Consider the following 25787-nt stretch of genomic DNA (forward strand, 5'->3'; position numbering starts at 1 on the left):
ATGCTGATGCCGCGCAAGCCCCCGAAGGGCTTCCGCAAGCCGCACCACCCGGACCGCAGTGGCGCGTCCAAGGGTGGTAACCGGGTGGTGTTCGGCGAGTTCGGGATCCAGGCTCTCGAGCCGGCGTACGTGACGAACCGCCAGATCGAGTCGGCGCGTATCGCGATGACCCGCCACATCAAGCGTGGTGGCAAGGTCTGGATCACGATCTTCCCGGACCAGGCGCTGACCAAGAAGCCGGCCGAGACCCGGATGGGTTCCGGTAAGGGTTCGCCCGAGTGGTGGGTCGCCAACGTCAAGCCGGGGCGGGTTCTCTTCGAGATGTCCTTCCCCAACGAGCAGATCGCGCGAGAGGCGATGCGTCGCGCGATCCACAAGCTCCCGATGAAGTGCCGCATTGTTACGCGCGAAGTGGGTGAATCCTGATGGCAGCTGGCGTCAAGCCTTCCGAGCTGCGTGAGCTCTCCGAGGAGGAGCTGGTCACGAAGCTGCGCGAGGCCAAGGCGGAGCTGTTCAACCTCCGCGTGCAGGCCGCAACCGGGCAGCTGGACAACAACCGGCGGCTGCAGGTCATCCGTCGGGAGATCGCCCGGATCTACACGATCATGCGTGAGCGCGAGCTGGGTCTCTCGGCCGCGCCGACTGAGGTGACTGCATCATGAGCGAGAACACCACCGCCACCGCGCGGGCCCGCCGCAAGGTGCGTGAGGGCCTCGTGGTCAGCGACAAGATGGAAAAGACCGTCGTGGTCGAGGTCGAGGACCGGGTCAAGCACGCGCTGTACGGCAAGATCATGCGCCGGACCAGCAAGCTGAAGGTCCACGACGAGCAGAACGCCGCCGGCATCGGCGACCGGGTCCTGATCATGGAGACCCGGCCGCTGTCCGCCACCAAGCGTTGGCGGATCGTGGAGATCCTGGAAAAGGCCAAGTAGCGAAGGCTCGAGCTCGCCCGGCGTCTGTCGGGCGCAGGTTCCGCCAGGCTCCGGCCGCCCGCGAGGGCGGCCGGAGAACCGGCAGACATAGGAGATAGACGTGATTCAGCAGGAGTCGCGACTGCGCGTCGCCGACAACACGGGTGCCCGGGAGATCCTGTGCATCCGGGTTCTCGGTGGCTCCGGTCGGCGCTACGCGAGCATCGGCGACGTCATCGTGGCCACGGTCAAGGACGCGATCCCGGGTGCCGGTGTGAAGAAGGGCGACGTCGTCAAGGCGGTCGTCGTCCGCACCGCCAAGGAGAAGCGGCGGCCGGACGGCTCGTACATCCGCTTCGACGAGAACGCCGCCGTCATCATCAAGGACGGTGGGGACCCGCGCGGTACCCGCATCTTCGGCCCGGTGGGCCGGGAGCTGCGGGACAAGCGGTTCATGAAGATCATTTCCCTCGCGCCGGAGGTGTTGTGACCGTGAAGGTCAAGAAGGGCGACACGGTCGTCGTCATCGCCGGCAAGGACAAGGGTGCCAGGGGCAAGGTCATCGCGGCCTACCCGCGGCAGGACAAGGTCCTGGTCGAGGGCGTGAACCGGGTCAAGAAGCACACCCGCATCAGCACCACTCAGCGTGGCGCCAAGACCGGTGGCATCGTCACCCAGGAGGCCCCGATCCACGTTTCCAACGTGCAGGTCCTGGACTCCGACGGTAAGCCGACCCGCGTCGGGTACCGGATCGACGACAACGGCCAGAAGGTCCGCATCGCGCGTAGCACCGGTAAGGACCTGTGATGACCACGGCTACCGAAACCAAGACCATGCCGCGCCTCAAGGAGCGGTACCGTAACGAGATCGTGGCGCAGCTGCGCGAGCAGCACAGCTTCGCGAACCCCATGCAGGTTCCGCGGCTGGTCAAGATCGTCGTCAACATGGGTGTCGGCGAGGCTGCTCGCGACGCCAAGCTGATCGACGGCGCGGTCCGCGACCTCGCCACGATCACCGGCCAGAAGCCGCAGGTGCGGCGGGCGACCAAGTCCATCGCGCAGTTCAAGCTGCGTGAGGGCATGCCGATCGGTGCGAAGGTGACCCTGCGCGGCGACCGGATGTGGGAGTTCCTGGACCGGCTGCTGTCGATCGCGTTGCCGCGTATCCGCGACTTCCGCGGTCTCGACGGGCGCAAGCTCGACGGTCACGGCAACTACACGTTCGGTCTGACCGAGCAGTCGGTGTTCCACGAGATCGACCAGGACCGGATCGATCGTCAGCGGGGCATGGACATCACGGTGGTCACGACCGCCACGACCGACGACGAGGGCCGGGCGCTGCTCAAGCTCCTGGGCTTCCCGTTCAAGGAGAACTGAGATGGCCAAGAAGGCGCTGATCATCAAGGCGGCCGCGAAGCCGAAGTTCTCGGTTCGCGCGTACACCCGCTGCCAGCGGTGCGGGCGTCCGAAGGCGGTCTACCGCAAGTTCGGTCTCTGCCGGGTGTGCATCCGGGAGATGGCCCACCGCGGTGAGCTGCCGGGCGTGTCCAAGGCTTCCTGGTAAGGGCGACCACGCCCCGGCTCACGGCCGGGGCCCCGTTGCACCGATCATGTATTGCTCTTCGCCGTAGGCCCGGGGCGCATCGCCCCGGGAACCCCGGCGAGAAAGGCTGACGAAATCCATGACGATGACCGACCCGATCGCAGACATGCTCACGCGTCTGCGTAACGCCAACCAGGCGTACCACGACCGGGTGACGATGCCCTACTCCAAGATCAAGGCGAACATCGCCGAGGTCCTGAAGGCCGAGGGCTACATCGCCACCTGGGCGGCCGAGGAGCCCGAGGAGGGCGCCGTCGGCAAGCGACTGGTCGTCGAGCTGAAGTACGGCCAGAACCGGGAGCGGAGCCTGGCCGGCATCAAGCGCGTGTCCAAGCCCGGTCTCCGGGTTTACGCCAAGTCGGACGAGCTCCCGCGGGTGCTCGGCGGGCTGGGCGTGGCGATCATTTCGACGTCCCAGGGGCTGCTCACCGACCGGCAGGCCCGCAAGCGGAGCGTTGGCGGGGAAGTCCTCGCCTTCGTCTGGTAACGGGAGACAGGTAGAAATGTCGCGTATTGGACGTAAGTCGATCCCGGTGCCTTCCGGCGTCGACATCACGATCGACGGCCAGACCGTCAAGGTCAAGGGCCCGAAGGGCGAGCTCAAGCACACGCTCGCGGAGCCGATCACCGCGGAGCGGGCCGAGGACGGCCAGCTGCACGTGAACCGGCCGAACGACGAGCGCAAGGCCAAGGAGCTGCACGGCCTGAGCCGTACCCTGGTCGCCAACATGATCGTCGGCGTGACCGAGGGCTACCGCAAGAGCCTGGAGATCGCCGGCACCGGTTACCGGGTGACCGCCAAGGGCAAGGACCTGGAGTTCGCGCTCGGGTTCTCGCACCCGGTGCTGGTCCCCGCGCCGGAGGGCATCACCTTCACGGTGGAGAAGCCGACCCTGTTCCACGTGGCCGGCATCGACAAGCAGCAGGTCGGCGAGGTCGCCGCCAACATCCGGAAGATCCGCCCGCCGGAGCCCTACAAGGGCAAGGGCGTGAAGTACCAGGGCGAGGTCATCCGCCGCAAGGCTGGAAAGGCAGGTAAGAAGTGAGCGCCACGCTGCTCAAGCGCCGCCGCGGCGTCGCCGCCAAGCGTGCCGTCGGGCGTGCGCGCCGGCACTTCCGGGTCCGCAAGAACGTCAGCGGCACCGCCGAGCGGCCCCGCCTGGTCGTCACCCGTTCCCTGCGGCACATGGTCGCCCAGATCGTGGACGACACCAAGGGTCACACCCTTGCGTCTGCCTCGACCCTGGACGCCTCGCTGCGCGGCACGGAGGGCGACAAGAGCGCCCTGGCCGGCAAGGTCGGCGCCCTGCTCGCCGAGCGGGCGAAGGCCGCCGGCGTCTCCAAGGTCGTCTTCGACCGCGGTGGCAACCGGTACGCGGGGCGGGTCGCCGCGCTTGCCGACGCCGCCCGCGAAGCCGGGCTCGAGTTCTAGAAACCCCGTCACGAGAGATAAGGAAGGCTGCTGATGCCAGGTCAACAGCGCCGTGGCGGCGGGTCCGGTGGCAACGAGGGTGGTCGCCGCGACAACCGCCGTGAGGGCGGCCGCGGAAACGCGCCCGTCGAGAAGACCCCGCACCTCGAGCGGGTCGTCGCGATCAACCGCGTCGCCAAGGTCGTGAAGGGTGGTCGTCGCTTCAGCTTCACCGCCCTCGTGATCGTGGGCGACGGCGACGGCACCGTCGGCGTGGGTTACGGAAAGGCCAAGGAGGTGCCCGCGGCGATCGCCAAGGGTGTCGAGGAGGCCAAGAAGCACTTCTTCAAGGTGCCGCGGATCGGCCAGTCGATCCCGCACCCGATCACGGGTGAGGCCGCCGCCGGTGTGGTGCTGCTCAAGCCGGCCTCGGCCGGTACGGGTGTCATCGCCGGTGGTCCGGTGCGTGCCGTGCTGGAGTGCGCGGGCATCCACGACGTGCTCTCCAAGAGCCTCGGCTCGTCCAACCCGATCAACATCGTGCACGCCACGGTGGCGGCGCTGAAGGGGCTCGAGTCCCCGGAGGCCGTCGCGACCCGTCGTGGTCTGCCGGTCGAGGACGTCGCGCCGGCCGCCATGCTGGCGTCTCGGGCGGGGGTGACGTCCTGATGGCGCGCCTGAAGGTCACCCAGGTCCGGTCCGAGATCGGTACCAAGCAGAACCAGCGTGACTCGCTGCGTTCGCTCGGTCTGAAGCGGATCAACGACGTGGTGGTCAAGGAGGACCGGCCGGAAATTCGCGGCATGATCTTCGCGGTCAACCACCTCGTGAAGGTCGAGGAGGTCGAGTAATGACGATCAAGGTTCACCACCTGCGCCCGGCCCCGGGTGCCAAGACCGCGAAGACCCGGGTGGGTCGCGGTGAGGGCTCCAAGGGCAAGACCGCCGGTCGCGGTACCAAGGGTTCCAAGGCCCGCAAGAACATCTCGCCGGCGTTCGAGGGTGGGCAGATGCCCATCCACATGCGCCTGCCGAAGATGAAGGGCTTCAAGAACAAGTTCAAGGTCGTCTTCCAGGTGGTCAACCTGGACCGGCTCGCCGAGCTCTTCCCGAACGGCGGCCAGGTCGGCCCGCTGGAGATGGTCGAGGCCGGCGCGGTCCGCAAGGGCCAGCTGGTCAAGGTCCTCGGGACCGGCGACGTCAACGGTGTGGCTCTCCAGGTGTCGGCGCACGCGTTCAGCGCGTCGGCCAAGGAGAAGATCACCGCTGCCGGTGGCTCCGTCACCGAGCTGTAGGACAGAACCCATGGCGCCCGCTCAGTTGTCCCCAACTGGGCGGGCGCCATGGTCTACCTGGCCCGTGTGCGCCGGGTAACATCGGATTCGGTTTATGTAGCCGGGCACGTCTGCCCGGACCGGGATCGGGCTGTTAGAGTCCCATCCCAGCTATGGATATCGGGCACTCGCCCGACACCCACCCCGCCCCGCCAGGGTTCACCGGCGGCCCGCCTCGCGCAGGAGGAAGAAGTTGCTGTCCGCCTTTCTCAGTGCGTTCCGTACGCCTGACCTGCGCAAGAAGCTGCTGTTCACAGTAGGCATCATCGCGGTCTACCGGCTCGGCGCCGCACTGCCCAGCCCCGGCGTCTCGTACGGCAACGTGCAGAAGTGTCTCGACACCATCCAGGACGGTGGCAGCACCGGGGTGCTGAACCTGCTGGACCTCTTCTCCGGGGGCGCGCTGCTGCAGCTCTCGGTCTTCGCGCTGGGCATCATGCCCTACATCACCGCGTCGATCATCCTGCAGCTGCTGACGGTGGTCATCCCCCGGCTGGAGCACCTCCGCAAGGAGGGGCAGGCCGGCCAGGCGAAGATCACCCAGTACACCCGGTACCTCACCCTCGGCCTGGGCGTGCTCCAGTCGTCGGCGTTCGTGGCGCTGGCCCGCTCCGGGCAGCTCTTCCAGAACCGCTGCGACCAGTTCCCGATCATCCCGCAGGGGACCGGCATCCCGGACTGGCTGACCCTGTCCCTCGTGGTCATGACGATGACCGCCGGCACCGGCATGGTGATGTGGCTCGGTGAGCTGATCACCGACCGCGGCGTCGGCAACGGCATGTCCGTCCTCATCTTCACCTCGATCGCGGCCCGCCTCCCCAGCGAGGGCTGGAAGATCAAGGCCAACGAGGGCTGGGCCAAGTTCGCCCTGGTGCTCGTTCTGGTCCTGCTGGTCATCACGGCGGTCTGCTTCATCGAGCAGGCGCAGCGCCGCATCCCGGTGCAGTACGCCAAGCGGATGATCGGCCGGCGGATGTACGGCGGCACCTCGACCTACATCCCGCTGAAGGTCAACCAGGCGGGTGTCATCCCGGTCATCTTCGGCTCGTCGCTGCTCTACCTGCCGCAGCTGGCGCTGCAGTTCTTCGACCAGAACAACCCGGGCAAGACCCAGGCGTGGATCCAGAACAACCTGGTCGACCCGAGCAGCCCGATCTACATCGCGCTCTACTTCCTGTTGATCATCTTCTTCACGTACTTCTACGTGTCGATCACGTTCAACCCGACCGAGGTCGCGGACAACATGAAGAAGTACGGCGGCTTCGTGCCGGGCATCCGCCCCGGCAAGCCGACCGCCGACTACCTGGACTTCATCCTCAGCCGGATCACCCTGCCGGGCGCGCTCTACCTGGGCATCGTGGCGATCCTGCCGAACTTCTTCTTCATCTGGCTGAACAGCGAGCAGTTCCAGAACTTCCCGTTCGGCGGCACCGCTGTGCTCATCATGGTCGGCGTCGGTCTGGAGACCGTGAAGCAGATCGAGAGCCAACTGATGCAGCGGAACTACGAAGGGTTCCTGCGGTAGATGCGACTCGTTCTGGTTGGCCCGCCGGGCGCGGGCAAGGGCACACAGGCGGAGTTCATCGCCGCGCACCTCTCGGTGCCGAAGATCTCGACCGGAGACATCTTCCGGGCGAACGTCTCGCAGGGCACGCCGCTGGGCGTCGAGGCCAAGCGGTACATGGACGCCGGCAAGCTGGTCCCGGACGACGTCACCATCAACATGGTGCGGGACCGGCTCGCCGAGCCGGACGCCGGTGAGGGCTTCCTCCTCGACGGTTTCCCGCGGACCACGCCGCAGGCCGCCGAGCTGGACAAGCTCCTCGCCGACCTGGGCACCGCGCTGGACCTGGTGCTGGAGCTGGTCGTCGACGACGACGAGGTGATCCGGCGGCTCTCCGGCCGGCGCACCTGCCGGGGTTGCGGCAAGATCTGGCACGTCGAGTTCGACGCGACGACGCGCGAGGGCATCTGCGACCGCTGCGGCGCCGAGCTGTTCCAGCGCGACGACGACAAGCCGGAGACCATCGCGGCCCGGCTGCGGGAGTACGCCGAGAAGACCGCGCCGCTGGTGGACTACTACGGCGCGCAGGGCAAGCTGGTCGGCATCGACGCGACCGGTCCGGTGGAGGACGTCACGGTCCGCGCCATCGACGCGCTGCGCTCGTACGGCGGCTGACGTCCCGCCGGGATCCGGCGGATAGAGTGGCAACAGCGGGGTACGTGCGACGTGCCCCGCTGTTCGCTGTCCGGCAACGAAAGGTAATCGCTCCATGCGCCGTCCCCAGCTGGACATCCAGCTGAAGACCCCTGACCAGATCGAGAAGATGCGGGCCGCCGGCCTGGTGGTCGCCGAGGCCCTGCGCCGGATGCGCGAGGCCGTCGCCCCCGGGGTCAGCACCGCCGACCTGGACGAGATCGCCGAGTCGACGATCCGTGCGGCCGGGGCGGTCCCCTCGTTCAAGGGCTACCACGGCTTCCCCGCCTCGATCTGCTCCTCGGTCAACGAGCAGGTGGTGCACGCCATCCCGTCGGCGCAGCAGGTGCTCCGCGACGGGGACCTGATCTCCATCGACTGCGGCGCGGTGCTCGACGGCTGGCACGGCGACGCCGCGATCACCGTCGGGGTGGGCGAGGTGGACCCGGCGCTGCTGAAGATGGCCGCGGTCGCCGAGGACTCGATGTGGGCCGGTATCGCCGCCGCGGCGCGCGGCGCGGCCAACGGCCGGGGACGGCTCACGGACATCTCGCACGCGGTGGAGAACGCGGTCCGCAAGGGCGGCCGGTACGGCATCGTCGACGGGTACGGCGGGCACGGCATCGGCACCGAGATGCACCAGGACCCGCACGTGCTCAACCACGGCCGCCCCGGCAAGGGCCCCCGCCTCGTGCCGGGCATGGCGCTGGCCATCGAGCCGATGATCACCATGGGTTCGCCGCGTACGGTCGAGCTGGCCGACGGCTGGACCGTGGTCACCCGCGACGGGTCGATGGCAGTGCACGTGGAGCACACCATGGCCCTGCTCCCCGACGGCGTGTGGGTGCTGACCGCGGCGGACGGCGGTCGCGCGCGGCTCGGCGACCTGGTCACCGCCCGCCAGCCCGCCGACTCCCCGGCCATCTGACCAACCCCGGTCGCCTCGGTGGCCTCGGTGGCCCCATTCGCCCCGGAGGGTCCGGCGCTCCCTGGTCGCCCTGGCGGGTCCCGGCCGTCCCGACCACCGCGGCAGCCCTGGGGCCAAGGCGGCCTCGGCCCCCGACCCCCGGACCCGGGCGCCGGCGGGAGCTGCGACAAGATCGTGCTCGATCCGGGAAAGAGTGGCTTCGGGTCCGGTGGGAGGCCACTCCTTCCGGGATCGAGCGTGATCTCCGACTGGCGGGGCGGGCCGTGGGGTGTCTTCGGACACAGCCGGCCCGAAGGGCCGGGGGCCGTGGCGAGGATGGAAGGGGTGTCGGACCCGGAATGTCGCCTTTCAGGTGGTCCGGCGCGGCGACGGGCGGCCGGTTTGGCGACGGCCCGCACGCGGGCGTACACTTTCAGATCGGCGCACAGCGTCCACTCCGGCATGCCCACCCTGCGCTTCGGTGGGAGCCGGAGCCGCGGCTGGCTCGGATGGTCGATCTCGATCGGTCATCCGTGTAAGACGTTGTGGGCCGTCCGGAGTAACCGACGTCAGGACAGCGGAGGACATGCCGAAAAAAGACGGAGCCATTGAGATCGAGGGTCGGGTCATCGAGCCCCTGCCGAACGCTATGTTCCGGGTGGAGCTCGCGAACGGCCACAAGGTGCTGGCTCACATCAGTGGCAAGATGCGGCAGCACTACATCCGCATCCTGCCGGAGGACCGGGTCGTCGTCGAACTCTCGCCGTACGACCTGACCCGCGGGCGCATCGTCTACCGCTACAAGTAATCCTGACGGCGGCCGGGACGTCCCCGTGTCCGTCTTCGACGTCCGGTGTCGCGCATCGTCGCGCCGCCGGGCCAGATGGGAAGTAAGGCAACCGTGAAGGTCAAGCCGAGCGTCAAGAGGATCTGCAACAAGTGCCGGGTTATCCGCCGGCACGGCCGGGTCATGGTCATCTGCGCCGACCCGCGCCACAAGCAGCGCCAGGGCTGAGCCGTACCGCCGACCGCGACGAGCGGACGGCGGCACAGGCCCGGGCCGCGGATCCCGCGACACACACATCACCAACTCGTCCCAGCCGCGAGCGGTACGCAGCGCGTACTTCATCGTGGTTGACCCCCGGTCGGAGGCCGGGGCCCGCTCGGGCACGACCGTTCCCGGTCGCCGGCGCTGACAGCGCCGGAAGGACGGGACGGCCGGTAGCGGGGTGGGACGGGTCCACACCTCCGCCACACATCACGAGGAGTACGCCCGCACATGGCACGTCTAGTCGGCGTCGACCTCCCCCGCGAGAAGCGGATGGAGATCGCGCTCACCTACATCTTCGGGGTCGGTCGTACCCGCGCCCTGGAGACGCTCACCGCTACCGGCATCTCGCCGGACAAGCGCGTTCGGGACCTCACGGATGAGGAGCTGGTCCAGCTCCGCAACCACATCGAGGGCAACTACAAGGTTGAAGGCGACCTGCGCCGCGAGGTCGCCGCTGACATCCGCCGCAAGGTCGAGATCGGCTGCTACGCCGGCATCCGGCACCGCCGGGGCCTGCCCGTGCGTGGCCAGCGGACCAAGACCAACGCGCGGACCCGCAAGGGCCCGAAGCGGACCGTCGCCGGCAAGAAGAAGCCCGGCAAGAAGTAACTAGGAGCGCACAGACTTATGCCACCGAAGGCTCGTGCCGGAGCCGCCGTCAAGAAGGTCCGGCGCAAGGAACGCAAGAACGTCGCCCACGGGCAGGCGCACATCAAGAGCACCTTCAACAACACCATCGTGTCCATCACGGACCCGACCGGTGCGGTCATCTCCTGGGCCTCTTCCGGCCAGGTGGGCTTCAAGGGCTCGCGCAAGTCGACCCCGTTCGCCGCGCAGCTGGCCGCCGAGGCCGCCGCGCGTCGGGCGATGGAGCACGGCATGCGCAAGGTCGACGTGTTCGTCAAGGGACCCGGCTCCGGCCGGGAGACCGCCATCCGTTCGCTGCAGGCAGCCGGGCTCGAGGTCGGTCAGATCTCCGACGTCACCCCGCAGCCGCACAACGGTTGCCGTCCGCCGAAGCGTCGCCGGGTCTGAGAGGTTAGAGAGAGATGGCTCGTTACACCGGTGCTGACTGCCGCCGTTGCCGGCGGGAGAAGATGAAGCTGTTCCTCAAGGGCAGCAAGTGCGATGGTCCGAAGTGCCCGTTCGAGTCCCGGCCGTTCCCGCCCGGGCAGCACGGCCGCGGCCGCACCAAGGAGACGGAGTACCTGCTCCAGCTCCGTGAGAAGCAGAAGGCCCGTCGTGTCTACGGCGTGCTGGAGAAGCAGTTCCGCGGCTACTACGAGGAGGCCGTGGGCAAGAAGGCCAAGACCGGCGAGGTTCTCCTGCAGATCCTCGAGTCGCGGCTGGACAACGTGGTCTACCGGGCTGGCTACGCCAGCTCGCGCGACCAGGCCCGCCAGCTGGTCAAGCACGGCCACTTCACCGTGAACGGCAAGAAGGTCGACATCCCGTCGTTCCGCGTCAAGGAGCACGACATCATCGAGGTCCGGGGCAAGAGCAAGGAGCTCACCCCGTTCGTCGTGGCGCAGGCCCAGGCCGGTTCCCGGTCCGTGCCGGCCTGGCTGGAGGCTATCCCCAGCCAGATGAAGATCCTCGTGCACTCCCTCCCGGCCCGGCAGGTCATCGACACGCAGGTCCAGGAGCAGCTGATCGTCGAGCTCTACTCCAAGTAAGCAGGGCTCGTTGCGGTGGCCCGCCTTCCGGGGCGGGCCACCGGAACAGTTTGTGTGGCGGGCGTCAAATAGCGGGCGCCCCGGAAGAGAAGAGAAGAAATGCTCATCAGCCAGCGACCGTCTCTCTCCGAAGAGTCGATCAACGAGACCCGCTCCCGGTTCACCATCGAGCCGCTGGAGCCCGGCTTCGGCTACACCCTGGGCAACTCGCTGCGGCGCACGCTGCTGTCGTCCATCCCGGGTGCCGCGGTCACCTCGATCAAGATCGACGGTGTGCTGCACGAGTTCACCACGATCCCCGGGGTCAAGGAGGACGTGGTCGAGCTCGTCATGAACATCAAGGAGCTGTGCGTCAGCTCCGAGCACGACGAGCCGGTCAGCATGTACCTGCGCAAGCAGGGCCCGGGCGACGTGACCGCGGGTGACATCCAGCCCCCGGCCGGCGTGTCGGTGCACAACCCGGACCTGAAGCTCGCCACCCTCAACGGCAAGGGCCGGCTCGACATGGAGCTGACCGTCGAGCGGGGTCGCGGCTACGTGACGGCGGCGCAGAACAAGCAGGCCGGCGCCGAGATCGGCCGGATCCCGGTCGACTCGATCTACTCGCCGGTGCTGAAGGTGACGTACCGCGTCGAGGCCACCCGTGTCGAGCAGCGCACCGACTTCGACCGGCTGATCATCGACGTCGAGACCAAGCCGTCGATGGGCCCGCGTACCGCGCTGGCCTCCGCCGGCTCGACGCTGGTGGAGCTCTTCGGCCTGGCCCGGGAGCTGGACGAGACCGCTGAGGGCATCGACATCGGGCCGTCCCCGCAGGACGCCCAGCTCGCGGCGGACCTGGCCCTGCCGATCGAGGAGCTGGACCTCACCGTCCGCTCCTACAACTGCCTCAAGCGCGAGGGCATCAACTCCGTTGGTGAGCTGATCGGGCGCACCGAGGCCGACCTCCTCGACATCCGGAATTTCGGTCAGAAGTCGATCGACGAGGTCAAGATGAAGCTCGCCGGGATGGGACTCGGGCTGAAGGACTCGGCCCCGAACTTCGACCCGGCGCACGTCGTGGACGCCTTCGGCGAGGCCGACTACGACACCGACGACTACCGCGAGACCGAGCAGCTCTAGTCCGCGCTGCCGCCACACCTGAGGAGCACCAAGCATGCCCACGCCCACCAAGGGCCCCCGCCTCGGCGGCAGCCCCGCGCACGAGCGGCTGATGCTGGCCAACCTGGCCACCGCGCTGTTCCAGCACGGCAAGATCAAGACCACCGAGACGAAGGCCCGGCGGCTGCGTCCGCTGGCCGAGCAGCTCATCACCAAGGCCAAGCGCGGTGACCTGGCCGCGCGGCGGCGGGTGCTGGGCGTCGTGAAGGACAAGGACACGGTCTACGCCCTGTTCGACCAGATCGCGCCCCGGTACGCCAACCGCCCCGGCGGTTACACCCGGATCGTGAAGACCGGTCCGCGCAAGGGTGACAACGCGCCGATGGTCGTCATCGAGCTGGTCGAGGAGCTTCAGGTCGCCGAGCCGAAGGTGAACAAGAAGACCGCCGCCCGCAAGGCCGCGCAGCAGGACAAGGTCGAGGCGCTCGCCCCGGCCGAGGAGAACCCGGCCCCGGCCGACCAGGACGCCGAGCCGCCGATCTCGGCCTCCGGTGACACCGACGCTGCCCGCGAGGACAGCGACGAGGCCAACGAGAACAAGGCCTGATCAAGGGCAACGTCGGGCCCGGCACCCCCACGGGGGTGCCGGGCCCGACCCGTAACTGGAGGTACGAGGTGGACGAGCGGACCCGGCTGCGGCTGGACGTCTCCTACGACGGCACCGGCTTCTCCGGCTGGGCCGCCCAGCCGACCCGGCGTACGGTCGCCGGGGTGCTCGTCGAGACGCTGGACCTGGTCCTCGGGGCGGGCACCGCGACCGGGCTGACCGTGGCCGGCCGGACCGACGCCGGGGTGCACGCCACCGGTCAGGTCTGCCACCTCGACCTGCCCACCACGGTCTGGCGGGAGCACGACGGCCGGCTGCTGCGCCGGTTGGCCCGGCTGCTCCCCACCGACGTCCGGGTGCGGGCGATGACCGAGGTGCCGGCCGACTTCGACGCCCGGTTCTCGGCGACCTTCCGCCGCTACGAGTACCGGGTCACCGACGCCTCCTGGGGCGCCGAGCCGCTGCGCCGGCACGACACCCTGGCCTGGCCCCGGCCGCTGGACCTGGCGGCGTTGAACGTCGCCGCCGCCGGCCTGGTGGGGGAGCACGACTTCGCCGCGTACTGCCGGCGCAAGGAGAACGCCACCACGCTGCGCGAGGTGACCCGGCTGGACTGGCGGCGCGACCCGGACCGGATCCTGGTCGCCACCGTCCAGGCCGACGCGTTCTGCCAGGCGATGGTGCGCAGCCTGGTGGGCGCGATGCTGGTCGCCGGGGACGGCCGACGGCCGGTCGACTGGCCGGCCGGCCTGCTGACCCGGCGGGAACGCTCGAGCGAGGTGACCGTCGCCCCCGCGCACGGCCTCACCCTGGTCGCCGTCGGCTACCCGGACGACCCGGCGGAGTACGCCCGCCGCGCCGACCTCACCCGCCGGCTGCGGGTGCCCGCCGAGTCCTGAACGGCCGCCGGCCCGGATCCGTCGGGTCCGGACCGCCGCCGGCCGAGGCTCCGCGGAATCCCGGACCTTGCGCTCGGCCGGGGTCGACGTCGGGTGGGCGACGTGACGAGGGCCCGGTCCGTGCTCCGGACCGGGCCCTCGTCGCGCGTGCCGGCTCAGTTGCCGGGCAGCTCCCCGTCGCTGGTCGGGTCGGTGCCGCGCGGCGTCGAGGTGGGCTCCGACGCCTCCGCGCCGGGCTGGACCGCGACGCCGGCCGCCGCCCGCCGGTCCAGCACGCCCTTGTTCAGGTGCAGCTCGATCATGTCGTAGATCACCTCGCGTACCGCGTTGTCGCCGGCCGGTACGGCACCGCCGTCGGCCCGGGTGACCACGGAGTAGGCGAGGTAGTGGCCGCGTACCTGCCAGCCGACCCGGGCGGCGGCGGTGGCTACCGACTCGGTGTCCTCGCCGGCCGGCATGCCGCGGAAGCGGCCCTCCCGGTCGTCGAGCAATTCCCGGATCCGGTCCCGGGCGCGCTGCGCGCCGGCCAGGTCGGTCAGGTTGAACAGACCGGCGGTGACCAGGTGCTCGTCGTCGGGGGAGCGCAGCGTGCCGCGGACCACCTGACTGCACCCCAGCCGGTCCAGCAGGTCGGCGATCTCGCCGGTGGCCGCCACCGCGCAGTTGCCGCTGGACTGGGTCCTCAGCACGTCGTACGCCGGCTCCCCGTCGGCCACCACCAGCTTCCGGCCGGGGAAGACCTCCTTGGCGGTGAGCGGCTGCCGGTCGGTGTCCCGGGAGTCGAGGTCCTGGCCGGGCGGCCCGGTCGTCGGGGCGGCGGCGCCGGGCTGCTGGGCGATCGGGGCGGTCGGCTCGGCATCGGGGTCAGCGGTGCGGTCGCCCAGCAGGGCGGTCGCACCGATCCCGCCGAGCGCGAGCAGCACCAGCACGGCGGCGCCGCCGACGAGCACCTGCCAGAACCGGCCTCCGCCGCGTCCGGAGTCGGGTCGGCGGGACCGGGGCAGGTCCGGCGGTTCGGTCGGGGCGTCCCCCGGGGTGGTGGGCTCGGGTGGGAGCTGGACGGACGCGCGGACCGGAACCGGGACCGGTTCGACCGCCGGGGGCGCCGGTGGCGCCGGGGGCGCCGGTGGCGCCGGTGGGACGGCCCGTGGCAGCGACGGGGTGGGGAAGCGGGACGGGGAGGGCCCGGCGGGCGGTGGCGAAACCGGGGTGATCTCCGGCAGGTCCGACCCGGACCGCGGGTACTCCACGAAAGCGTCCTCATCGGACTCGTACCGATACACCATGTCGCCAGAGTATGACTCATTGTCCCTTTAGGGGGTAATAATGGGAAATTCCGGCGCGTGGCGCGTCGTCGCGCCCGCCGAGGCGGCCGCGACCGGCCCGAACGCCGATGGGAGAATGCCGGACGTGACCGGCGACCACTACTTCACCGCTGAACCGACCACCGCGGCCCACCCGCGGGAGGTCGAGTTCTCCGTCGCCGGGCGCGACTACACCCTCGCCTCCGCCGGCGGCGTCTTCTCCGCCGCCCGACTCGACCCCGGCACCGCCGTGCTGCTGCGCAAGGCGGAGCTGCCCACCGGCGCCACCGGTGACCTGCTCGACATCGGCTCCGGCTACGGGCCGATCAGCTGCGTGCTGGCCGATCTCGCACCCGGCGCCACCGTCTGGGCGGTCGACGTCAACGAGCGCGCCCGCGCCCTCACCGCCGCGAACGCCGCCCGGGTCGGCGCCGCCGACCGGGTCCACGCGGTCGCCCCGGACGAGGTGCCGACGGACGTCACGTTCGCCCAGATCTGGTCCAACCCGCCGATCCGGATCGGCAAGGACGAGCTGCACGAGCTGCTGCGCCGCTGGCTGCCCCGGCTCGCCCCGGACGGCGTCGCCTGGCTGGTGGTCGCCCGTCACCTCGGCGGCGACTCGCTGCACCGCTGGCTGGTCGACGCCGGCTGGCAGGTCGAGCGGCACGCCAGCCAGAAGGGCTACCGGGTGCTGCGCGTCACCCGGTAATCGAGTGTCGCCCGGCCCGCCCGCTCGGGCAGGATGCCGGCGTGGGATACGTGGACGTGGCAGGGGTCGGGCACATGCTGCCCGACGGTCGGGAGCTCTTCGCCGACGTGTCGTTCCGGGTCGGTGAGGGCGCCAAGGTCGCCCTGGTCGGCCCGAACGGCGCAGGGAAGACCACGCTGCTGCGGATGGTCTCCGGCGACCTGCCGGTGAAGACCGGGGCGATCGCCCGGTTCGGCGGGCTCGGCGTCATGCGGCAGTTCATCGGCATGATCGGCGACGAGTCCACGCTCGCCGACCTGGCGCTCTCGCTGGCCCCGGCGGCGCTGCGCGACGCCGGCCGTCGGCTCGCCGACACCGAGGCCGCCATGCGGGCGGCCGAGGTGCGCGGCAAGTACAGCACCGCCGCGGGCAAGGCCCAGCTCGCGTACGCCGACGCGCTCGCCGCCTGGGGCGAGACCGGCGGGTACGACGCCGAGGTGCTCTTCGACACCGTCACCACCATCGTCCTCGACCTGCCCTGGGACGCCGCCCGGGACCGTCCCGTCCGGACCCTCTCCGGCGGCCAGCAGAAACGCTTCGCCCTGGAGCTGCTGCTGCGCGGCCCCGAGGAGGTGCTGCTCCTCGACGAACCGGACAACTTCCTCGACGTGCCGGGCAAGCGCTGGCTGGAGGCGCGGCTGAAGGAGTCCGGCAAGTCGGTGCTCTACGTCTCGCACGACCGGGAACTGCTGGCGCAGACCGCCGACCGGGTCGTCGCTGTCGAGGGCGGCAGCGCCTGGGTGCACCCGGGCGGCTTCGCCAGCTGGCACAGCGCCCGGGTGGCCCGGCACGACCGCCTCGACGAGCTGCGCAAGCGGTGGGACGAGGAACACGAGAAGCTGCGCGAGCTGATGCTGATGTACAAGCAGAAGGCCGCGTACAACTCGGGGATGGCGTCGCGGTACCAGGCCGCGCAGACCCGGCTGCGCAAGTTCGAGGAGGCCGGGCCGCCGCCCGTACCCCCGAAGGACCAGGACATCCGGATGCGCCTGGCCGGCGGGCGGACCGGCAAGCGCGCGGTGATCTGCGACCAGCTCGAGCTCGACGGCCTGACCTACCCCTTCGACCTGGAACTCTGGTACGGCGACCGGGTCGCCGTGCTGGGCGCCAACGGGACGGGCAAGTCGCACTTCCTGCGGCTGCTGGCCCGCGGCGGCACCGACCCCGACCCGGCGCAGACCCCGGTCGGCGCGGCGGCGCTGGCCCCCGTCGCCCACGGCGGGGTGGCCCGGCTCGGCGCCCGGGTCCGCCCCGGGCACTTCTCGCAGACCCACGACCGGCCGGAGCTGATGGCGAAGACCCTCGTCGAGATCCTCTGGCGGGGCGACGAGCACCGGGCCGGGATGGACCGGCACGCCGCGATGGCCGCGCTCAGCCGGTACGAACTGGCCGCGCAGGGCGACCAGCGCTTCGGCACCCTCTCCGGCGGCCAGCAGGCGCGCTTCCTGGTGCTGCTGCTGGAACTCTCCGGGGCGACGCTGCTGCTCCTGGACGAGCCGACCGACAACCTCGACCTGGCTTCCGCCGAGGCGCTGGAGGCGGGGCTGGCCGCGTTCTCCGGGACGGTGGTCGCGGTCACCCACGACCGCTGGTTCACCCGCTCCTTCGACCGCTTCGTGCTGTTCGGCGGCGACGGCGAGGTGGTGGAGACGCCGGAGCCGGTCTGGGACGTGCGCTGACCTTCCCCGCCCGGCGCGGCGGCCGACCGGGGCGGGGCGGTCGCCCGTCCGGCGGGTCCCCGTCGGCATAGGGTGGATCTCGTGACTGAGATGACCTACCGCCGACTGGGCGACTCCGGGCTCGTGGTGTCCGTGGTCGGCATCGGCTGCAACAACTTCGGCCGCAAGCTCGACCTCGACGAGACCCGGGCGGTGGTCGACGCCGCGCTCGACGTCGGGATCAACTTCTTCGACACCGCCGACATCTACGGCGAACCGCAGGGCGCCTCCGAGGAACTGCTCGGCCAGGCGCTCAAGGGACGCCGGGACGACGTGGTGGTGGCCACCAAGTTCGGCATGGACATGCACGGGCTCAACGGGCCCGACCACGGCGCCCGGGGCGCCCGCCGCTACATCGCCCGCGCCGTCGAGGCGTCGCTGCGCCGGCTCGGCACCGACCACATCGACCTGTACCAGATGCACGAGCCCGACCCCGGCACCCCGATCGACGAGACGCTCTCCGCGCTGGACGACCTCGTCCGCGCCGGCAAGGTGCGCTATCTCGGCAACTCCAACTTCGCCGGCTGGCAGATCGCCGACGCCGACTGGGTCGCCTCCTCCACCGGGCGGGCCCGCTTCATCTCGGCGCAGAACCACTACTCGCTGCTGGAACGCTCCGTCGAGACCGAGGTCATCCCCGCCTGCGAGCGCTTCGGCCTCGGCATGCTGCCCTTCTTCCCGCTCGCCAACGGCCTGCTCACCGGCAAGTACCGGCGCGACCAGGCCCCGCCCGCAGGCAGCCGGCTCTCCGGCGGCGGCCGGTACGCCCAGCGCCTCGCCGCCGCGGACTGGGACACCATCGAGGCGATCGGGTCGTACGCCGCCGACCGGGGGCTGAGCATGCTCCAGGTGGCGATCGGCGGGCTGGCCGCCCGCCCGGCGGTGACCTCGGTGATCGCCGGTGCCACCACCCCGGAGCAGGTGCGCGCGAACGCCGAGGCCGGCACCTGGCAGCCCACCGACGAGGACCTGGACGCCCTCGACGCCGTCCTCTGACCGCCAGCCCGCCGGACACGCCACCCGCCGCCCCGGGCGGCTGGCGGCGAGCGGCCCGCACCCGCGAGTGGAACACCATGGACGTCATGGCGGGCGTTTGACAGCAATGGCGTTCCACCCGTGCAGCCGACGGCCCTCACGACGCCCGCCGCGCGCCGCCCGGGCGCCGTCCTGCCAGCGCGCCGGCACTCGCACGGGGGCGTGCGGCGGCGCCTGGTACCGCGCCGGTGGTCCGGGGCGCGGGTGGTACGCCATGGACGTCAACGGGGGCTGTTGGCGTGCATGGTGTGCCACTCGTCCCGGCGCTCGCGGAGGGCGGCGGCGACCATGTCCACCGTCTGCGACGGCTGGCGGAAGACGTCGTCGGCGGTGAAGCGGAGGACGATCCAGCCGGCCGCGCGTAGCGCGTTGAGGCGGGCCACGTCCTGCCGGAAGTGCACGCGATCGCGGTGGTGGTCGCCGTCGTACTCGACGGCTACGCGGAGCGCCGGCCAGGCCAGGTCGACCCGTCCCACGAAGCGGCCCCGGGCATCGAGCACGTCGTGTTGCGCCGTGGCCGGCGGCAGCCCGGCGTCGAGCAGGAGCAGCCGCAGGCGGGTCTCCATGGGGGACTCGCTCAGCGGCTCCGCCAGCGCCAGCACCTGCCGCAGCAGCGGGAGCCCGGGCCAGCGGGTGTGCGCCTCGGCGTACGCACGCAGTGCCGGCAGCTTCACCACCCGGCGGTGCAGCAGCGCGTCGACGGCGACCAGCGCCTCGTCGCGGGGCACCTGCCGGCCAAGGTCGAAGGCGGTGCGCAGGGCGGTGGTGACGGGCAGGCCGGCGAAGCGGGTGCGGTCCGACGGCGGCAGCGCCGACCGGGTCACATGGACCCGGGGGTGGGCGCGCAGCCGCGCCGCCCGGGGCAGCAGCACGGACACCGGCGCGTCCCGCCGGAGCAGGTCGACACCCCAGAGGTACGCCGCGCTGTGCCCGGCGATCGCCGCGTCCGGCGGCAGCAGCAGTGCCACCGCGTCGCACCAGAGCCGGTGATCCGCCGTGCGCAGGCTGTCGCGGTGCACGTAGACGTCGGGCAGCAGCCGGTGCCAGGCCGGGCCGCGCAGCATCGCCCAGGTGACCGACCCCTCCGCGACGGCGCGGCTGCCCCGGAAGGGCAGGAACGCGAGGCGGCGCGGAACCCGGGGCGGCGAGGGCATCCGGACAGCATGCGGTGAGCGGAGTGTCACCCGCTGCCCCCGCCGTCGGCGCCGGACGGTGGGTGGAAAAAGCGAACCCGCGCTCTTGGCGGGACGGCGGATCCGTCGTACGGTATGGCCGCAAGTGACCCACGGGAGCCCGGTGCACCGGGCTGAGAGGGGGGCTGAAGCCCCCGACCGTCGAACCTGATCCGGGTAATGCCGGCGCAGGGAGGAGTGTTGCCGTGCCGTCCCTGGGACGACTGCATCTGATCACCGACACCCGGCCGGGGCGCGACCCGCTCACCGTGCTCCGGGCCGCCCTGCCGGTGGCCCGCGCCGAGCTGGTCGTACAGGTCCGGGTGGGCGACGACGCCACCGACCGGCAGGCGTACGAGCTGGCCCGCCGGGTGGTCGCGCTCTGTGCGCCGTACGGGGCGACGTGCCTGGTCAACGACCGGCTGCACGTGGCGCTCGCGGTCGGCGCCGCCGGCGGCCACGTGGGCGCGGACGACCTGCCGGTCGGTGCGGCCCGCCGGGTGCTCGGCCCGGCCGCCGTGCTCGGCGCCACCGCCCGGGAACCGGTCGCCGCCGTCGGGGCCGTCGCCGCCGGGGCCGGCTACCTGGGCGTGGGCCCCTGCCACGCCACCACCACCAAGGCCGGGCTGCCGGCGCCGATCGGCCCCGACGGGGTACGCGCCGTCGCCGCGGCCGTCACCGTGCCGGTGATCGCCATCGGCGGGGTCACCGCCGCGTCGGTGCCGGCGCTGCGCGCCGCCGGGGCGTACGGGGTGGCGGTGGTCGGGGCGCTGTCGGGAGCTGACGATCCCGGGCGGGCCACCGCTGAACTGCTCGGGGCCCTGACGTGCTGACCCGACCGGACGTCGCCGTGGTGGGGGCGGGACCGGTCGGGCTGGCGATCGCGTGGCGCTGCGCCGCGCGCGGGCTGCGCGTCGTCGTGCACGATCCCGCCCCCGGCTCCGGCGCGTCCCACGTCGCCGCCGGGATGCTGTCGCCGGTCGCCGAGGCGTACTTCGGGGAGCACGAGCTGACCGGGCTGCTCGCCGAGTCGGCCGCCCGCTGGCCCGGCTTCGCCGCCGAGCTGGCCGAGGCCGCCGGCACCGACCTCGGGTACCGGACCGAGGGCACCCTCGTCGTCGGGCTGACCGGTGACGACCTGGCCGAGGCGGGCCGGCTGTGGTCGTACCAGCAGGGGTTGGGGTTGCCGATCACGCCGCTGCGCCCCTCGCAGCTGCGGGAGCGCGAGCCGGCGCTGGCGCCGCGGGTGCGCGGCGGCGCGGTCGCGCCGGACGACCACCAGGTCGACCCGCGCCGGCTGGTCGCCGCGCTGCGGACGGCGGCCGAGCGGGCCGGCGCGGTGCTGGTGCCCGGCGCGGTCACCCGGCTCGCCGAGGTCGACGCCCGGCTCACCGTGGTGGCCGCCGGCTGCGGCGCCGCCGCGCTCACCGGCCTGCCGGTCCGGCCGGTGAAGGGGCAGGTGCTGCGGCTGCGCGCCCCCGGTCGCGGCACGCCGGACCTGCGGCACGTGATCCGGGGGTACGCCGACGGCGAGTCGGTCTACCTGGTGCCCCGCACCGACGGCGAGGTGGTCGTCGGGGCGACCGTCGAGGAGCGGGCCGACACCGAGGTGACCGCGGGGGCGGTGCTGCGGCTGCTCCGCGCCGCCGTCGACCTCGTGCCCGACCTGGCCGAGTACGAGCTGGCCGAGGCGTCCGCCGGGCTGCGCCCCGGCACCCCCGACAACGCCCCGATCCTCGGGGCGCTGCCCGGCCGGCCCGGCGTGCTCGCCGCCACCGGGCACCACCGGCACGGCATCGTGCTCACCCCGGCCACCGCCGACCTGATCACCGAGCTGGTCGTGACCGGCGCGGCGGACCCGTTGCTGGCGCCCTTCACGCCGGCCCGGTTCACCGCGCGCGACGGCGACGGGCGGGCGCCCGCCGTCGCGGCCCGCCGCCCGCGTCCCGACCGATCCGCATCCGAGGAGGAGCGCACGTGGAGTTGACGGTGAACGGCGCCGGGCGGACGCTGCCCGGCGGTGCGACGGTGGCGGACGTGGTGCGGGAGGTGACCCCGCAGCAGCGCGGGGTGGCCGTCGCGGTCAACGGCGAGGTGGTGCCCCGGTCCCGGTGGTCGTCGAGCCCGGTGCGCGACGGCGACCGGGTCGAGGTGCTCAGCGCCGCGCAGGGCGGGTGACCGGGATGGCCTTCGAGCTGGCCGGGGTGACCCTCGGGTCGCGGCTGATCCTCGGCACCGGCGGCGCGGCCAACCTGCACGTGCTGGAGCAGGCCGTCCGGGCCTCCGGCACCGAGCTGGTCACCCTGGCCCTGCGCCGGGTCGACACCGCCGCCACCGCAGGCGGGCTGCTGGACCTGCTGGACCGGTGCGGGGTGCGGCTGCTGCCGAACACCGCCGGCTGCTACACGGCCGGCGAGGCGGTCAAGGTGGCCCACCTGGCCCGGGAGGCGTTCGACACCGACTGGGTGAAGCTGGAGGTGATCGGCGACGAGCGGACCCTGCTGCCCGACGGGGTGGAGCTGCTGCGCGCCGCCGAGGAGCTGGTCGCCGACGGGTTCACCGTGCTGCCGTACACCTCGGACGACCCGATCCTGGCCCGCCGGCTGGCCGACGTGGGCTGCGCCGCCGTGATGCCGGCCGGCGCGCCGATCGGCTCCGGGCTCGGCGTGAACAATCCGCACCACATCCGGCTGATCCGGCAGAGCGTCGACGTGCCGGTGATCCTCGACGCCGGCATCGGCACCGCCTCCGACGCCGCGCTCGCCATGGAACTCGGCTGCGACGCGGTGCTGCTGGCCAGCGCCGTCACCCGGGCCGCCGACCCGGTGGCGATGGCCACCGCGATGCGGTACGCGGTCGAGGCCGGCCGGCTCGCTCACGCCGCCGGCCGGATCACCCGCCGCTTCCACGCCCTCCCCTCCACCTCCGACGAGGGAAGGCCCGAGCTGTGACGGCGACGCGGGCGCAGCGGCGCACCGCCGGCGGGCCGGTGGCCGGGGCCCCACAACCGGGCGGGCCGCTGACCGACTCGTGGCGAGCCGGTTCGGGGCGGCTCGCCGCGCCCGACGCCCCGCCGGTGCGCCCCGGCCCGGCGGGACCGTCGGGGCTGGTGGTGCTCACCGACCGCTGGCAGGCGCGGCGACCGCTGCCCGAGGTGGTGGCGGCGGCGGTGGCCGGGGGAGCGCGCTGGGTGGTGCTGCGGGAGAAGGACCTGCCCCGCGCCGAACGCGCCGCCCTCGCCGCCGCGCTGCGTCCCCTCCTCGCCGAGGCGGGCGGCACCCTGATCGTCGCCGGCCCCGATTCCCTCGACGGCGACGCCGTCCACCTGCCCTCGGCCGGCCCCTATCCGCCGCCGGCCCTCGGACTGGTCGGCCGCTCCTGCCACGACCGCGCCGAGCTGGTCCGACTCACCACCGAGGACTACGCCACCGTCTCGCCCGTCTTCCCCAGCAGGACGAAGCCCGGCTACGGCCCACCCCTGCACCGGGCTGGGCTCGCCGAGCTGATCCGGGTCAGCCCCGTGCCGGTCCTCGCCCTCGGCGGCATCGACACCCCCGACCGGGTGCACGCCTGCGTCGAGGCGGGAGCCGCCGGCGTGGCCGTGCTCGGCGCGGTCATGCGGGCCGAGGACCCCGCCGCGGCAGCCGCCACCCTGACCGAGGCCGTCGAGGCGGCGCGGCCGCCCGCAGCGACCACGGGAGACGCGCGATGACACCCACGACCGTGCTCACCATCGCCGGCTCCGACTCCGGCGGGGGCGCCGGCATCCAGGCCGACCTGAAGGTCTTCGCCGCCCTCGGCGCGTACGGCACCAGCGTGCTCACCGCGGTGACCGCGCAGAACACCCGGGGTGTGGACGCCGTCCTGCCGCTGCCCCCGCGCACCGTCAGCGAACAGCTCGACAGCGTGCTCGACGACTTCGCCGTCCGCGCGGTCAAGACCGGGATGCTCGGCACCCCGGCGGTCGCCGACGCCGTGGCCGAGGCGGCGAAGGCGGGCCGGTTGCCGCACCTCGTCGTCGACCCGGTGCTGGTCGCCACCAGCGGGCACCGGCTCGGTGTGGTGGAGGCGGTCGAGCGGCTCCTGCCGTACGCGGAGGTGGCGACGCCGAACTGCGCGGAGGCCGCGGCCCTCACCGGACGCCCGGTTACCACGGTCGAGGAGATGGTCGCCGCGGCGGAGGCGCTGGTGGCCGGCGGCGCGGCGCACGTGGTGGTGACCGGCGGCGACGTGGACGCCGACTGCGAGTCGGTGGACGTGCTCAGCGGCGGCGGCACGACCACCCTGCTGCGCGCGCCCCGGGTCGACACCCGGCACAACCACGGCACCGGCTGTTCGTTCTCGGCGGCGGTCGCCGTCCGGCTGGCGGCGGGCGATCCGGTGCCGGTCGCGGTCGCCGCCGCCAAGGAGTACGTCACCCGCGCGCTGACCGGCGCGCGGGATTGGGAGCTGGGGGCGGGCCGCGGCCCGCTGGACCACTTCGGCTGGTCCCGTTGATCACCAGGGAGGCTGTCATGCAGGCACGTCGCAAGGTCTACGTCGAGGGGTCACGGCCGGACGTCCGGGTGCCGTTCGCCGAGGTCGAGCTGACCGGGGACAACCCGCCGCTGCGCCGCTACGACACCTCCGGGCCGGGCTCCGACCCGGAGGTCGGGCTGCCCCCGCTGCGCGGGGAGTGGATCGCCGAGCGCGGGGACGTGGCCCCGGTGCGGGGCGCGGGCACCCCGCTCGCGGGCACGGACGGGAAGCGCCCCACCCAGCTCGCCTACGCCCGGGCCGGCGTGGTCACCCCGGAGATGGAGTTCGTGGCGATCCGGGAGGGGATGGCGCCGGAGTTCGTCCGGGACGAGATCGCTGCCGGGCGGGCGGTGCTGCCGCTCAACGTCAACCACCCGGAGTGCGAACCGGCGATCATCGGCAAGGCGTTCCTGGTCAAGGTGAACGCCAACATCGGCACCTCGGCGGTCACCTCCTCGGTCGCCGAGGAGGTGGAGAAGCTGACCTGGGCCACCCGGTGGGGCGCCGACACCGTGATGGACCTGTCGACGGGCAGGCGGATCCACGAGACCCGGGAGGCGATCGTGCGCAACTCGCCGGTGCCGATCGGGACCGTGCCGATCTACCAGGCGCTGGAGAAGGTCGGCGGCGACCCGGTGAAGCTGAGCTGGGAGGTGTTCCGGGAGACCGTCGTCGAGCAGGCCGAGCAGGGCGTCGACTACATGACCGTGCACGCCGGGGTGCTGCTGCCGTACGTGCCGCTGGCGGTGGACCGGGTCACCGGGATCGTCTCCCGGGGCGGGTCCATCATGGCGGCCTGGTGCCTGGCCCACCACGAGGAGAACTTCCTCTACACCAACTTCCGCGAACTGTGTGCGCTGCTCGCGCGGTACGACGTCACGTTCTCCCTCGGCGACGGGCTGCGGCCCGGCTCGATCGCGGACGCCAACGACGAGGCGCAGTTCGCCGAGCTGCGCACCCTCGGCGAGCTGACGAAGATCGCCTGGGAGTACGACGTGCAGGTGATGATCGAGGGCCCGGGCCACGTGCCGATGCACAAGATCAAGGAGAACGTGGACCTCCAGCAGGAGTGGTGCCACGAGGCCCCGTTCTACACGCTCGGCCCGCTGACCACGGACATCGCGCCCGCGTACGACCACATCACCTCGGCGATCGGCGCCGCGATGATCGGCATGTTCGGCACCGCGATGCTCTGCTACGTCACCCCGAAGGAGCACCTGGGGCTGCCCGACCGGGACGACGTGAAGGCGGGCGTGATCGCGTACAAGATCGCGGCGCACGCGGCCGACCTGGCCAAGGGCCACCCCGGCGCGCAGGCCTGGGACGACGCGCTCTCCAAGGCCCGGTTCGAGTTCCGCTGGTCCGACCAGTTCAACCTCTCGCTGGACCCGGAGACCGCGCGGTCGTACCACGACGCGACGCTGCCGGCCGAGCCGGCGAAGACCGCGCACTTCTGCTCGATGTGCGGGCCGAAGTTCTGCTCCATGAAGATCACCCAGGAGCTCAAGGAGTACGCCGCACGCGGCATGAAGGACAAGTCCGAGGAGTTCCTCTCCTCCGGCAGCCGCGTCTACCTGCCGCTCGCCTGACGATCG

Annotated in this window: 36 protein-coding genes and 1 riboswitch; of the genes, 34 read left to right on the top strand and 2 right to left on the bottom strand. The window is 71.9% G+C overall.

Annotated elements, in window-relative coordinates; genetic code table 11:
- The 24 genes from rplP (at window position 1) to truA (ending at window position 13697) form a co-directional block, all read left to right on the top strand.
- Entirely contained in the window at window positions 1-426 is a 426-nt protein-coding gene (gene rplP / locus AC5L3Z_RS01300) for a 50S ribosomal protein L16 (protein ID WP_007465292.1), read from the top strand.
- Window positions 426-662 carry a 50S ribosomal protein L29 gene (rpmC, locus tag AC5L3Z_RS01305; protein WP_013288628.1) on the top strand — a complete coding sequence of 79 codons (237 nt, stop codon included), beginning with the start codon at window positions 426-428 and terminating at the stop codon, window positions 660-662. Before rplP ends, rpmC begins: the two co-directional genes overlap by 1 nt.
- Window positions 659-934, top strand: coding sequence for a 30S ribosomal protein S17 (rpsQ, locus tag AC5L3Z_RS01310; RefSeq protein WP_091608855.1), 276 nt, complete (start codon window positions 659-661; stop codon window positions 932-934). Before rpmC ends, rpsQ begins: the two co-directional genes overlap by 4 nt.
- Window positions 935-1034: 100 nt before the next feature.
- Complete coding sequence (gene rplN / locus AC5L3Z_RS01315; protein WP_007073026.1) at window positions 1035-1403, top strand: 50S ribosomal protein L14; 369 nt, start codon at window positions 1035-1037, stop codon at window positions 1401-1403.
- Window positions 1400-1720, top strand: coding sequence for a 50S ribosomal protein L24 (gene rplX / locus AC5L3Z_RS01320; RefSeq protein WP_344355648.1), 321 nt, complete (start codon window positions 1400-1402; stop codon window positions 1718-1720). Before rplN ends, rplX begins: the two co-directional genes overlap by 4 nt.
- Entirely contained in the window at window positions 1720-2289 is a 570-nt protein-coding gene (gene rplE, locus AC5L3Z_RS01325) for a 50S ribosomal protein L5 (RefSeq protein WP_334528495.1), read from the top strand. Before rplX ends, rplE begins: the two co-directional genes overlap by 1 nt.
- A 1-nt stretch (window position 2290) precedes the next feature.
- Window positions 2291-2476 (top strand): type Z 30S ribosomal protein S14, encoded by a 186-nt coding sequence (locus tag AC5L3Z_RS01330; RefSeq protein WP_007465272.1) that lies wholly within the window; start codon window positions 2291-2293, stop codon window positions 2474-2476.
- Between the two features lie 118 nt (window positions 2477-2594).
- A complete protein-coding gene (gene rpsH, locus AC5L3Z_RS01335) occupies window positions 2595-3002 on the top strand; it encodes a 30S ribosomal protein S8 (RefSeq protein ID WP_334528493.1) in 408 nt (135 codons plus the stop codon).
- A gap of 16 nt (window positions 3003-3018) precedes the next feature.
- On the top strand, window positions 3019-3561 hold the full coding sequence (rplF, locus tag AC5L3Z_RS01340; protein WP_334528491.1) for a 50S ribosomal protein L6: 543 nt from the start codon (window positions 3019-3021) through the stop codon (window positions 3559-3561).
- Complete coding sequence (rplR, locus tag AC5L3Z_RS01345; RefSeq protein ID WP_110563093.1) at window positions 3558-3947, top strand: 50S ribosomal protein L18; 390 nt, start codon at window positions 3558-3560, stop codon at window positions 3945-3947. The genes rplF and rplR overlap by 4 nt, the downstream gene beginning before the upstream one ends.
- Before the next feature lie 33 nt (window positions 3948-3980).
- Window positions 3981-4595 carry a 30S ribosomal protein S5 gene (gene rpsE, locus AC5L3Z_RS01350; RefSeq protein WP_334528488.1) on the top strand — a complete coding sequence of 205 codons (615 nt, stop codon included), beginning with the start codon at window positions 3981-3983 and terminating at the stop codon, window positions 4593-4595.
- Entirely contained in the window at window positions 4595-4777 is a 183-nt protein-coding gene (gene rpmD, locus AC5L3Z_RS01355) for a 50S ribosomal protein L30 (RefSeq protein WP_007073018.1), read from the top strand. The genes rpsE and rpmD overlap by 1 nt, the downstream gene beginning before the upstream one ends.
- Window positions 4777-5220 (top strand): 50S ribosomal protein L15, encoded by a 444-nt coding sequence (gene rplO, locus AC5L3Z_RS01360; RefSeq protein WP_334528483.1) that lies wholly within the window; start codon window positions 4777-4779, stop codon window positions 5218-5220. The genes rpmD and rplO overlap by 1 nt, the downstream gene beginning before the upstream one ends.
- A 232-nt stretch (window positions 5221-5452) precedes the next feature.
- On the top strand, window positions 5453-6784 hold the full coding sequence (gene secY, locus AC5L3Z_RS01365) for a preprotein translocase subunit SecY (RefSeq protein ID WP_494838881.1): 1332 nt from the start codon (window positions 5453-5455) through the stop codon (window positions 6782-6784).
- Window positions 6785-7438, top strand: coding sequence for an adenylate kinase (locus tag AC5L3Z_RS01370; RefSeq protein WP_334528477.1), 654 nt, complete (start codon window positions 6785-6787; stop codon window positions 7436-7438).
- A gap of 94 nt (window positions 7439-7532) precedes the next feature.
- Window positions 7533-8384 (top strand): type I methionyl aminopeptidase, encoded by an 852-nt coding sequence (gene map, locus AC5L3Z_RS01375; protein WP_494838882.1) that lies wholly within the window; start codon window positions 7533-7535, stop codon window positions 8382-8384.
- A gap of 565 nt (window positions 8385-8949) precedes the next feature.
- Complete coding sequence (gene infA / locus AC5L3Z_RS01380; protein ID WP_007073013.1) at window positions 8950-9171, top strand: translation initiation factor IF-1; 222 nt, start codon at window positions 8950-8952, stop codon at window positions 9169-9171.
- A gap of 93 nt (window positions 9172-9264) precedes the next feature.
- Window positions 9265-9378: a 50S ribosomal protein L36 gene (gene rpmJ / locus AC5L3Z_RS01385; RefSeq protein WP_012015104.1), complete on the top strand. Its 114-nt coding sequence runs from the start codon at window positions 9265-9267 to the stop codon at window positions 9376-9378.
- 264 nt (window positions 9379-9642) lie between these two features.
- Window positions 9643-10023, top strand: a complete 381-nt coding sequence (gene rpsM / locus AC5L3Z_RS01390; RefSeq protein WP_091079342.1) for a 30S ribosomal protein S13 — start codon at window positions 9643-9645, stop codon at window positions 10021-10023.
- Window positions 10024-10041: 18 nt separating this feature from the next.
- Complete coding sequence (gene rpsK, locus AC5L3Z_RS01395; protein WP_014440747.1) at window positions 10042-10449, top strand: 30S ribosomal protein S11; 408 nt, start codon at window positions 10042-10044, stop codon at window positions 10447-10449.
- 14 nt (window positions 10450-10463) lie between these two features.
- Window positions 10464-11090: a 30S ribosomal protein S4 gene (gene rpsD / locus AC5L3Z_RS01400; RefSeq protein WP_334528466.1), complete on the top strand. Its 627-nt coding sequence runs from the start codon at window positions 10464-10466 to the stop codon at window positions 11088-11090.
- Between the two features lie 99 nt (window positions 11091-11189).
- Window positions 11190-12212 (top strand): DNA-directed RNA polymerase subunit alpha, encoded by a 1023-nt coding sequence (locus AC5L3Z_RS01405; RefSeq protein ID WP_007073009.1) that lies wholly within the window; start codon window positions 11190-11192, stop codon window positions 12210-12212.
- Between the two features lie 34 nt (window positions 12213-12246).
- Window positions 12247-12798 carry a 50S ribosomal protein L17 gene (gene rplQ, locus AC5L3Z_RS01410; protein WP_334528463.1) on the top strand — a complete coding sequence of 184 codons (552 nt, stop codon included), beginning with the start codon at window positions 12247-12249 and terminating at the stop codon, window positions 12796-12798.
- Window positions 12799-12866: 68 nt separating this feature from the next.
- Window positions 12867-13697, top strand: a complete 831-nt coding sequence (truA, locus tag AC5L3Z_RS01415) for a tRNA pseudouridine(38-40) synthase TruA (RefSeq protein ID WP_494838885.1) — start codon at window positions 12867-12869, stop codon at window positions 13695-13697.
- Window positions 13698-13852: 155 nt separating this feature from the next.
- On the opposite strand, the gene AC5L3Z_RS01420 is transcribed toward truA, so the two are convergent.
- Window positions 13853-14983, bottom strand: a complete 1131-nt coding sequence (locus AC5L3Z_RS01420; RefSeq protein WP_494838887.1) for a hypothetical protein — start codon at window positions 14981-14983, stop codon at window positions 13853-13855.
- Between the two features lie 124 nt (window positions 14984-15107).
- On the opposite strand from AC5L3Z_RS01420, the gene AC5L3Z_RS01425 reads away from it, so the two are divergent.
- The 3 genes from AC5L3Z_RS01425 to AC5L3Z_RS01435 all read left to right on the top strand — a co-directional run bounded on the left by AC5L3Z_RS01425 (window position 15108) and on the right by AC5L3Z_RS01435 (window position 18463).
- Window positions 15108-15710: a class I SAM-dependent methyltransferase gene (locus AC5L3Z_RS01425; protein ID WP_494839570.1), complete on the top strand. Its 603-nt coding sequence runs from the start codon at window positions 15108-15110 to the stop codon at window positions 15708-15710.
- Window positions 15711-15751: 41 nt separating this feature from the next.
- Complete coding sequence (locus tag AC5L3Z_RS01430; protein WP_334528455.1) at window positions 15752-17428, top strand: ATP-binding cassette domain-containing protein; 1677 nt, start codon at window positions 15752-15754, stop codon at window positions 17426-17428.
- A gap of 72 nt (window positions 17429-17500) precedes the next feature.
- A complete protein-coding gene (locus AC5L3Z_RS01435) occupies window positions 17501-18463 on the top strand; it encodes an aldo/keto reductase (protein WP_494838889.1) in 963 nt (320 codons plus the stop codon).
- A 260-nt stretch (window positions 18464-18723) separates the two neighbouring features.
- Here AC5L3Z_RS01435 and AC5L3Z_RS01440 read toward each other — a convergent pair whose 3' ends face one another.
- Entirely contained in the window at window positions 18724-19656 is a 933-nt protein-coding gene (locus AC5L3Z_RS01440) for a DUF559 domain-containing protein (protein ID WP_494838891.1), read from the bottom strand.
- A gap of 122 nt (window positions 19657-19778) precedes the next feature.
- Window positions 19779-19886: riboswitch (TPP riboswitch) on the top strand.
- On the opposite strand from AC5L3Z_RS01440, the gene AC5L3Z_RS01445 reads away from it, so the two are divergent.
- From AC5L3Z_RS01445 to thiC, 7 genes are all read left to right on the top strand, one after another.
- Entirely contained in the window at window positions 19881-20507 is a 627-nt protein-coding gene (locus AC5L3Z_RS01445) for a thiamine phosphate synthase (protein WP_494838892.1), read from the top strand. Its footprint overlaps the riboswitch before it by 6 nt.
- Window positions 20501-21661, top strand: coding sequence for a glycine oxidase ThiO (thiO, locus tag AC5L3Z_RS01450; protein WP_494838894.1), 1161 nt, complete (start codon window positions 20501-20503; stop codon window positions 21659-21661). The genes AC5L3Z_RS01445 and thiO overlap by 7 nt, the downstream gene beginning before the upstream one ends.
- The gene (gene thiS, locus AC5L3Z_RS01455) at window positions 21652-21852 is read left to right on the top strand and encodes a sulfur carrier protein ThiS (protein ID WP_334528446.1); all 201 of its coding nucleotides are present in this window, start codon (window positions 21652-21654) and stop codon (window positions 21850-21852) included. Before thiO ends, thiS begins: the two co-directional genes overlap by 10 nt.
- Complete coding sequence (locus tag AC5L3Z_RS01460) at window positions 21849-22625, top strand: thiazole synthase (protein WP_494838895.1); 777 nt, start codon at window positions 21849-21851, stop codon at window positions 22623-22625. The genes thiS and AC5L3Z_RS01460 overlap by 4 nt, the downstream gene beginning before the upstream one ends.
- A 125-nt stretch (window positions 22626-22750) precedes the next feature.
- Window positions 22751-23386, top strand: a complete 636-nt coding sequence (locus AC5L3Z_RS01465) for a thiamine phosphate synthase (RefSeq protein WP_494839571.1) — start codon at window positions 22751-22753, stop codon at window positions 23384-23386.
- On the top strand, window positions 23383-24171 hold the full coding sequence (gene thiD, locus AC5L3Z_RS01470) for a bifunctional hydroxymethylpyrimidine kinase/phosphomethylpyrimidine kinase (protein ID WP_494838897.1): 789 nt from the start codon (window positions 23383-23385) through the stop codon (window positions 24169-24171). Before AC5L3Z_RS01465 ends, thiD begins: the two co-directional genes overlap by 4 nt.
- A 17-nt stretch (window positions 24172-24188) precedes the next feature.
- On the top strand, window positions 24189-25781 hold the full coding sequence (gene thiC / locus AC5L3Z_RS01475; protein ID WP_494838898.1) for a phosphomethylpyrimidine synthase ThiC: 1593 nt from the start codon (window positions 24189-24191) through the stop codon (window positions 25779-25781).
- Window positions 25782-25787: the final 6 nt, after the last annotated feature.

The sequence above is a fragment of the Micromonospora sp. LZ37 genome, assembly GCF_059359015.1.

Excerpts from the sequence above, each read along its gene's own strand:
- rplO (WP_334528483.1), top strand. The coding sequence starts at position 4,777 with ATGACGATCAAGGTTCACCACCTGCGCCCGGCCCCGGGTGCCAAGACC.
- rpsM (WP_091079342.1), top strand. The coding sequence starts at position 9,643 with ATGGCACGTCTAGTCGGCGTCGACCTCCCCCGCGAGAAGCGGATGGAG.
- map (WP_494838882.1), top strand. The coding sequence starts at position 7,533 with ATGCGCCGTCCCCAGCTGGACATCCAGCTGAAGACCCCTGACCAGATC.
- thiC (WP_494838898.1), top strand. The coding sequence starts at position 24,189 with ATGCAGGCACGTCGCAAGGTCTACGTCGAGGGGTCACGGCCGGACGTC.
- AC5L3Z_RS01405 (WP_007073009.1), top strand. The coding sequence starts at position 11,190 with ATGCTCATCAGCCAGCGACCGTCTCTCTCCGAAGAGTCGATCAACGAG.
- AC5L3Z_RS01370 (WP_334528477.1), top strand. The coding sequence starts at position 6,785 with ATGCGACTCGTTCTGGTTGGCCCGCCGGGCGCGGGCAAGGGCACACAG.
- rpsD (WP_334528466.1), top strand. The coding sequence starts at position 10,464 with ATGGCTCGTTACACCGGTGCTGACTGCCGCCGTTGCCGGCGGGAGAAG.
- rplP (WP_007465292.1), top strand. The coding sequence starts at position 1 with ATGCTGATGCCGCGCAAGCCCCCGAAGGGCTTCCGCAAGCCGCACCAC.
- rpsH (WP_334528493.1), top strand. The coding sequence starts at position 2,595 with ATGACGATGACCGACCCGATCGCAGACATGCTCACGCGTCTGCGTAAC.
- thiD (WP_494838897.1), top strand. The coding sequence starts at position 23,383 with ATGACACCCACGACCGTGCTCACCATCGCCGGCTCCGACTCCGGCGGG.
- rpsQ (WP_091608855.1), top strand. The coding sequence starts at position 659 with ATGAGCGAGAACACCACCGCCACCGCGCGGGCCCGCCGCAAGGTGCGT.
- rplE (WP_334528495.1), top strand. The coding sequence starts at position 1,720 with ATGACCACGGCTACCGAAACCAAGACCATGCCGCGCCTCAAGGAGCGG.
- rpsE (WP_334528488.1), top strand. The coding sequence starts at position 3,981 with ATGCCAGGTCAACAGCGCCGTGGCGGCGGGTCCGGTGGCAACGAGGGT.
- rplQ (WP_334528463.1), top strand. The coding sequence starts at position 12,247 with ATGCCCACGCCCACCAAGGGCCCCCGCCTCGGCGGCAGCCCCGCGCAC.
- rpsK (WP_014440747.1), top strand. The coding sequence starts at position 10,042 with ATGCCACCGAAGGCTCGTGCCGGAGCCGCCGTCAAGAAGGTCCGGCGC.
- AC5L3Z_RS01330 (WP_007465272.1), top strand. The coding sequence starts at position 2,291 with ATGGCCAAGAAGGCGCTGATCATCAAGGCGGCCGCGAAGCCGAAGTTC.
- rpmC (WP_013288628.1), top strand. The coding sequence starts at position 426 with ATGGCAGCTGGCGTCAAGCCTTCCGAGCTGCGTGAGCTCTCCGAGGAG.
- rpmD (WP_007073018.1), top strand. The coding sequence starts at position 4,595 with ATGGCGCGCCTGAAGGTCACCCAGGTCCGGTCCGAGATCGGTACCAAG.
- infA (WP_007073013.1), top strand. The coding sequence starts at position 8,950 with ATGCCGAAAAAAGACGGAGCCATTGAGATCGAGGGTCGGGTCATCGAG.
- AC5L3Z_RS01440 (WP_494838891.1), bottom strand. The coding sequence starts at position 19,656 with ATGCCCTCGCCGCCCCGGGTTCCGCGCCGCCTCGCGTTCCTGCCCTTC.
- rplF (WP_334528491.1), top strand. The coding sequence starts at position 3,019 with ATGTCGCGTATTGGACGTAAGTCGATCCCGGTGCCTTCCGGCGTCGAC.
- AC5L3Z_RS01420 (WP_494838887.1), bottom strand. The coding sequence starts at position 14,983 with ATGGTGTATCGGTACGAGTCCGATGAGGACGCTTTCGTGGAGTACCCG.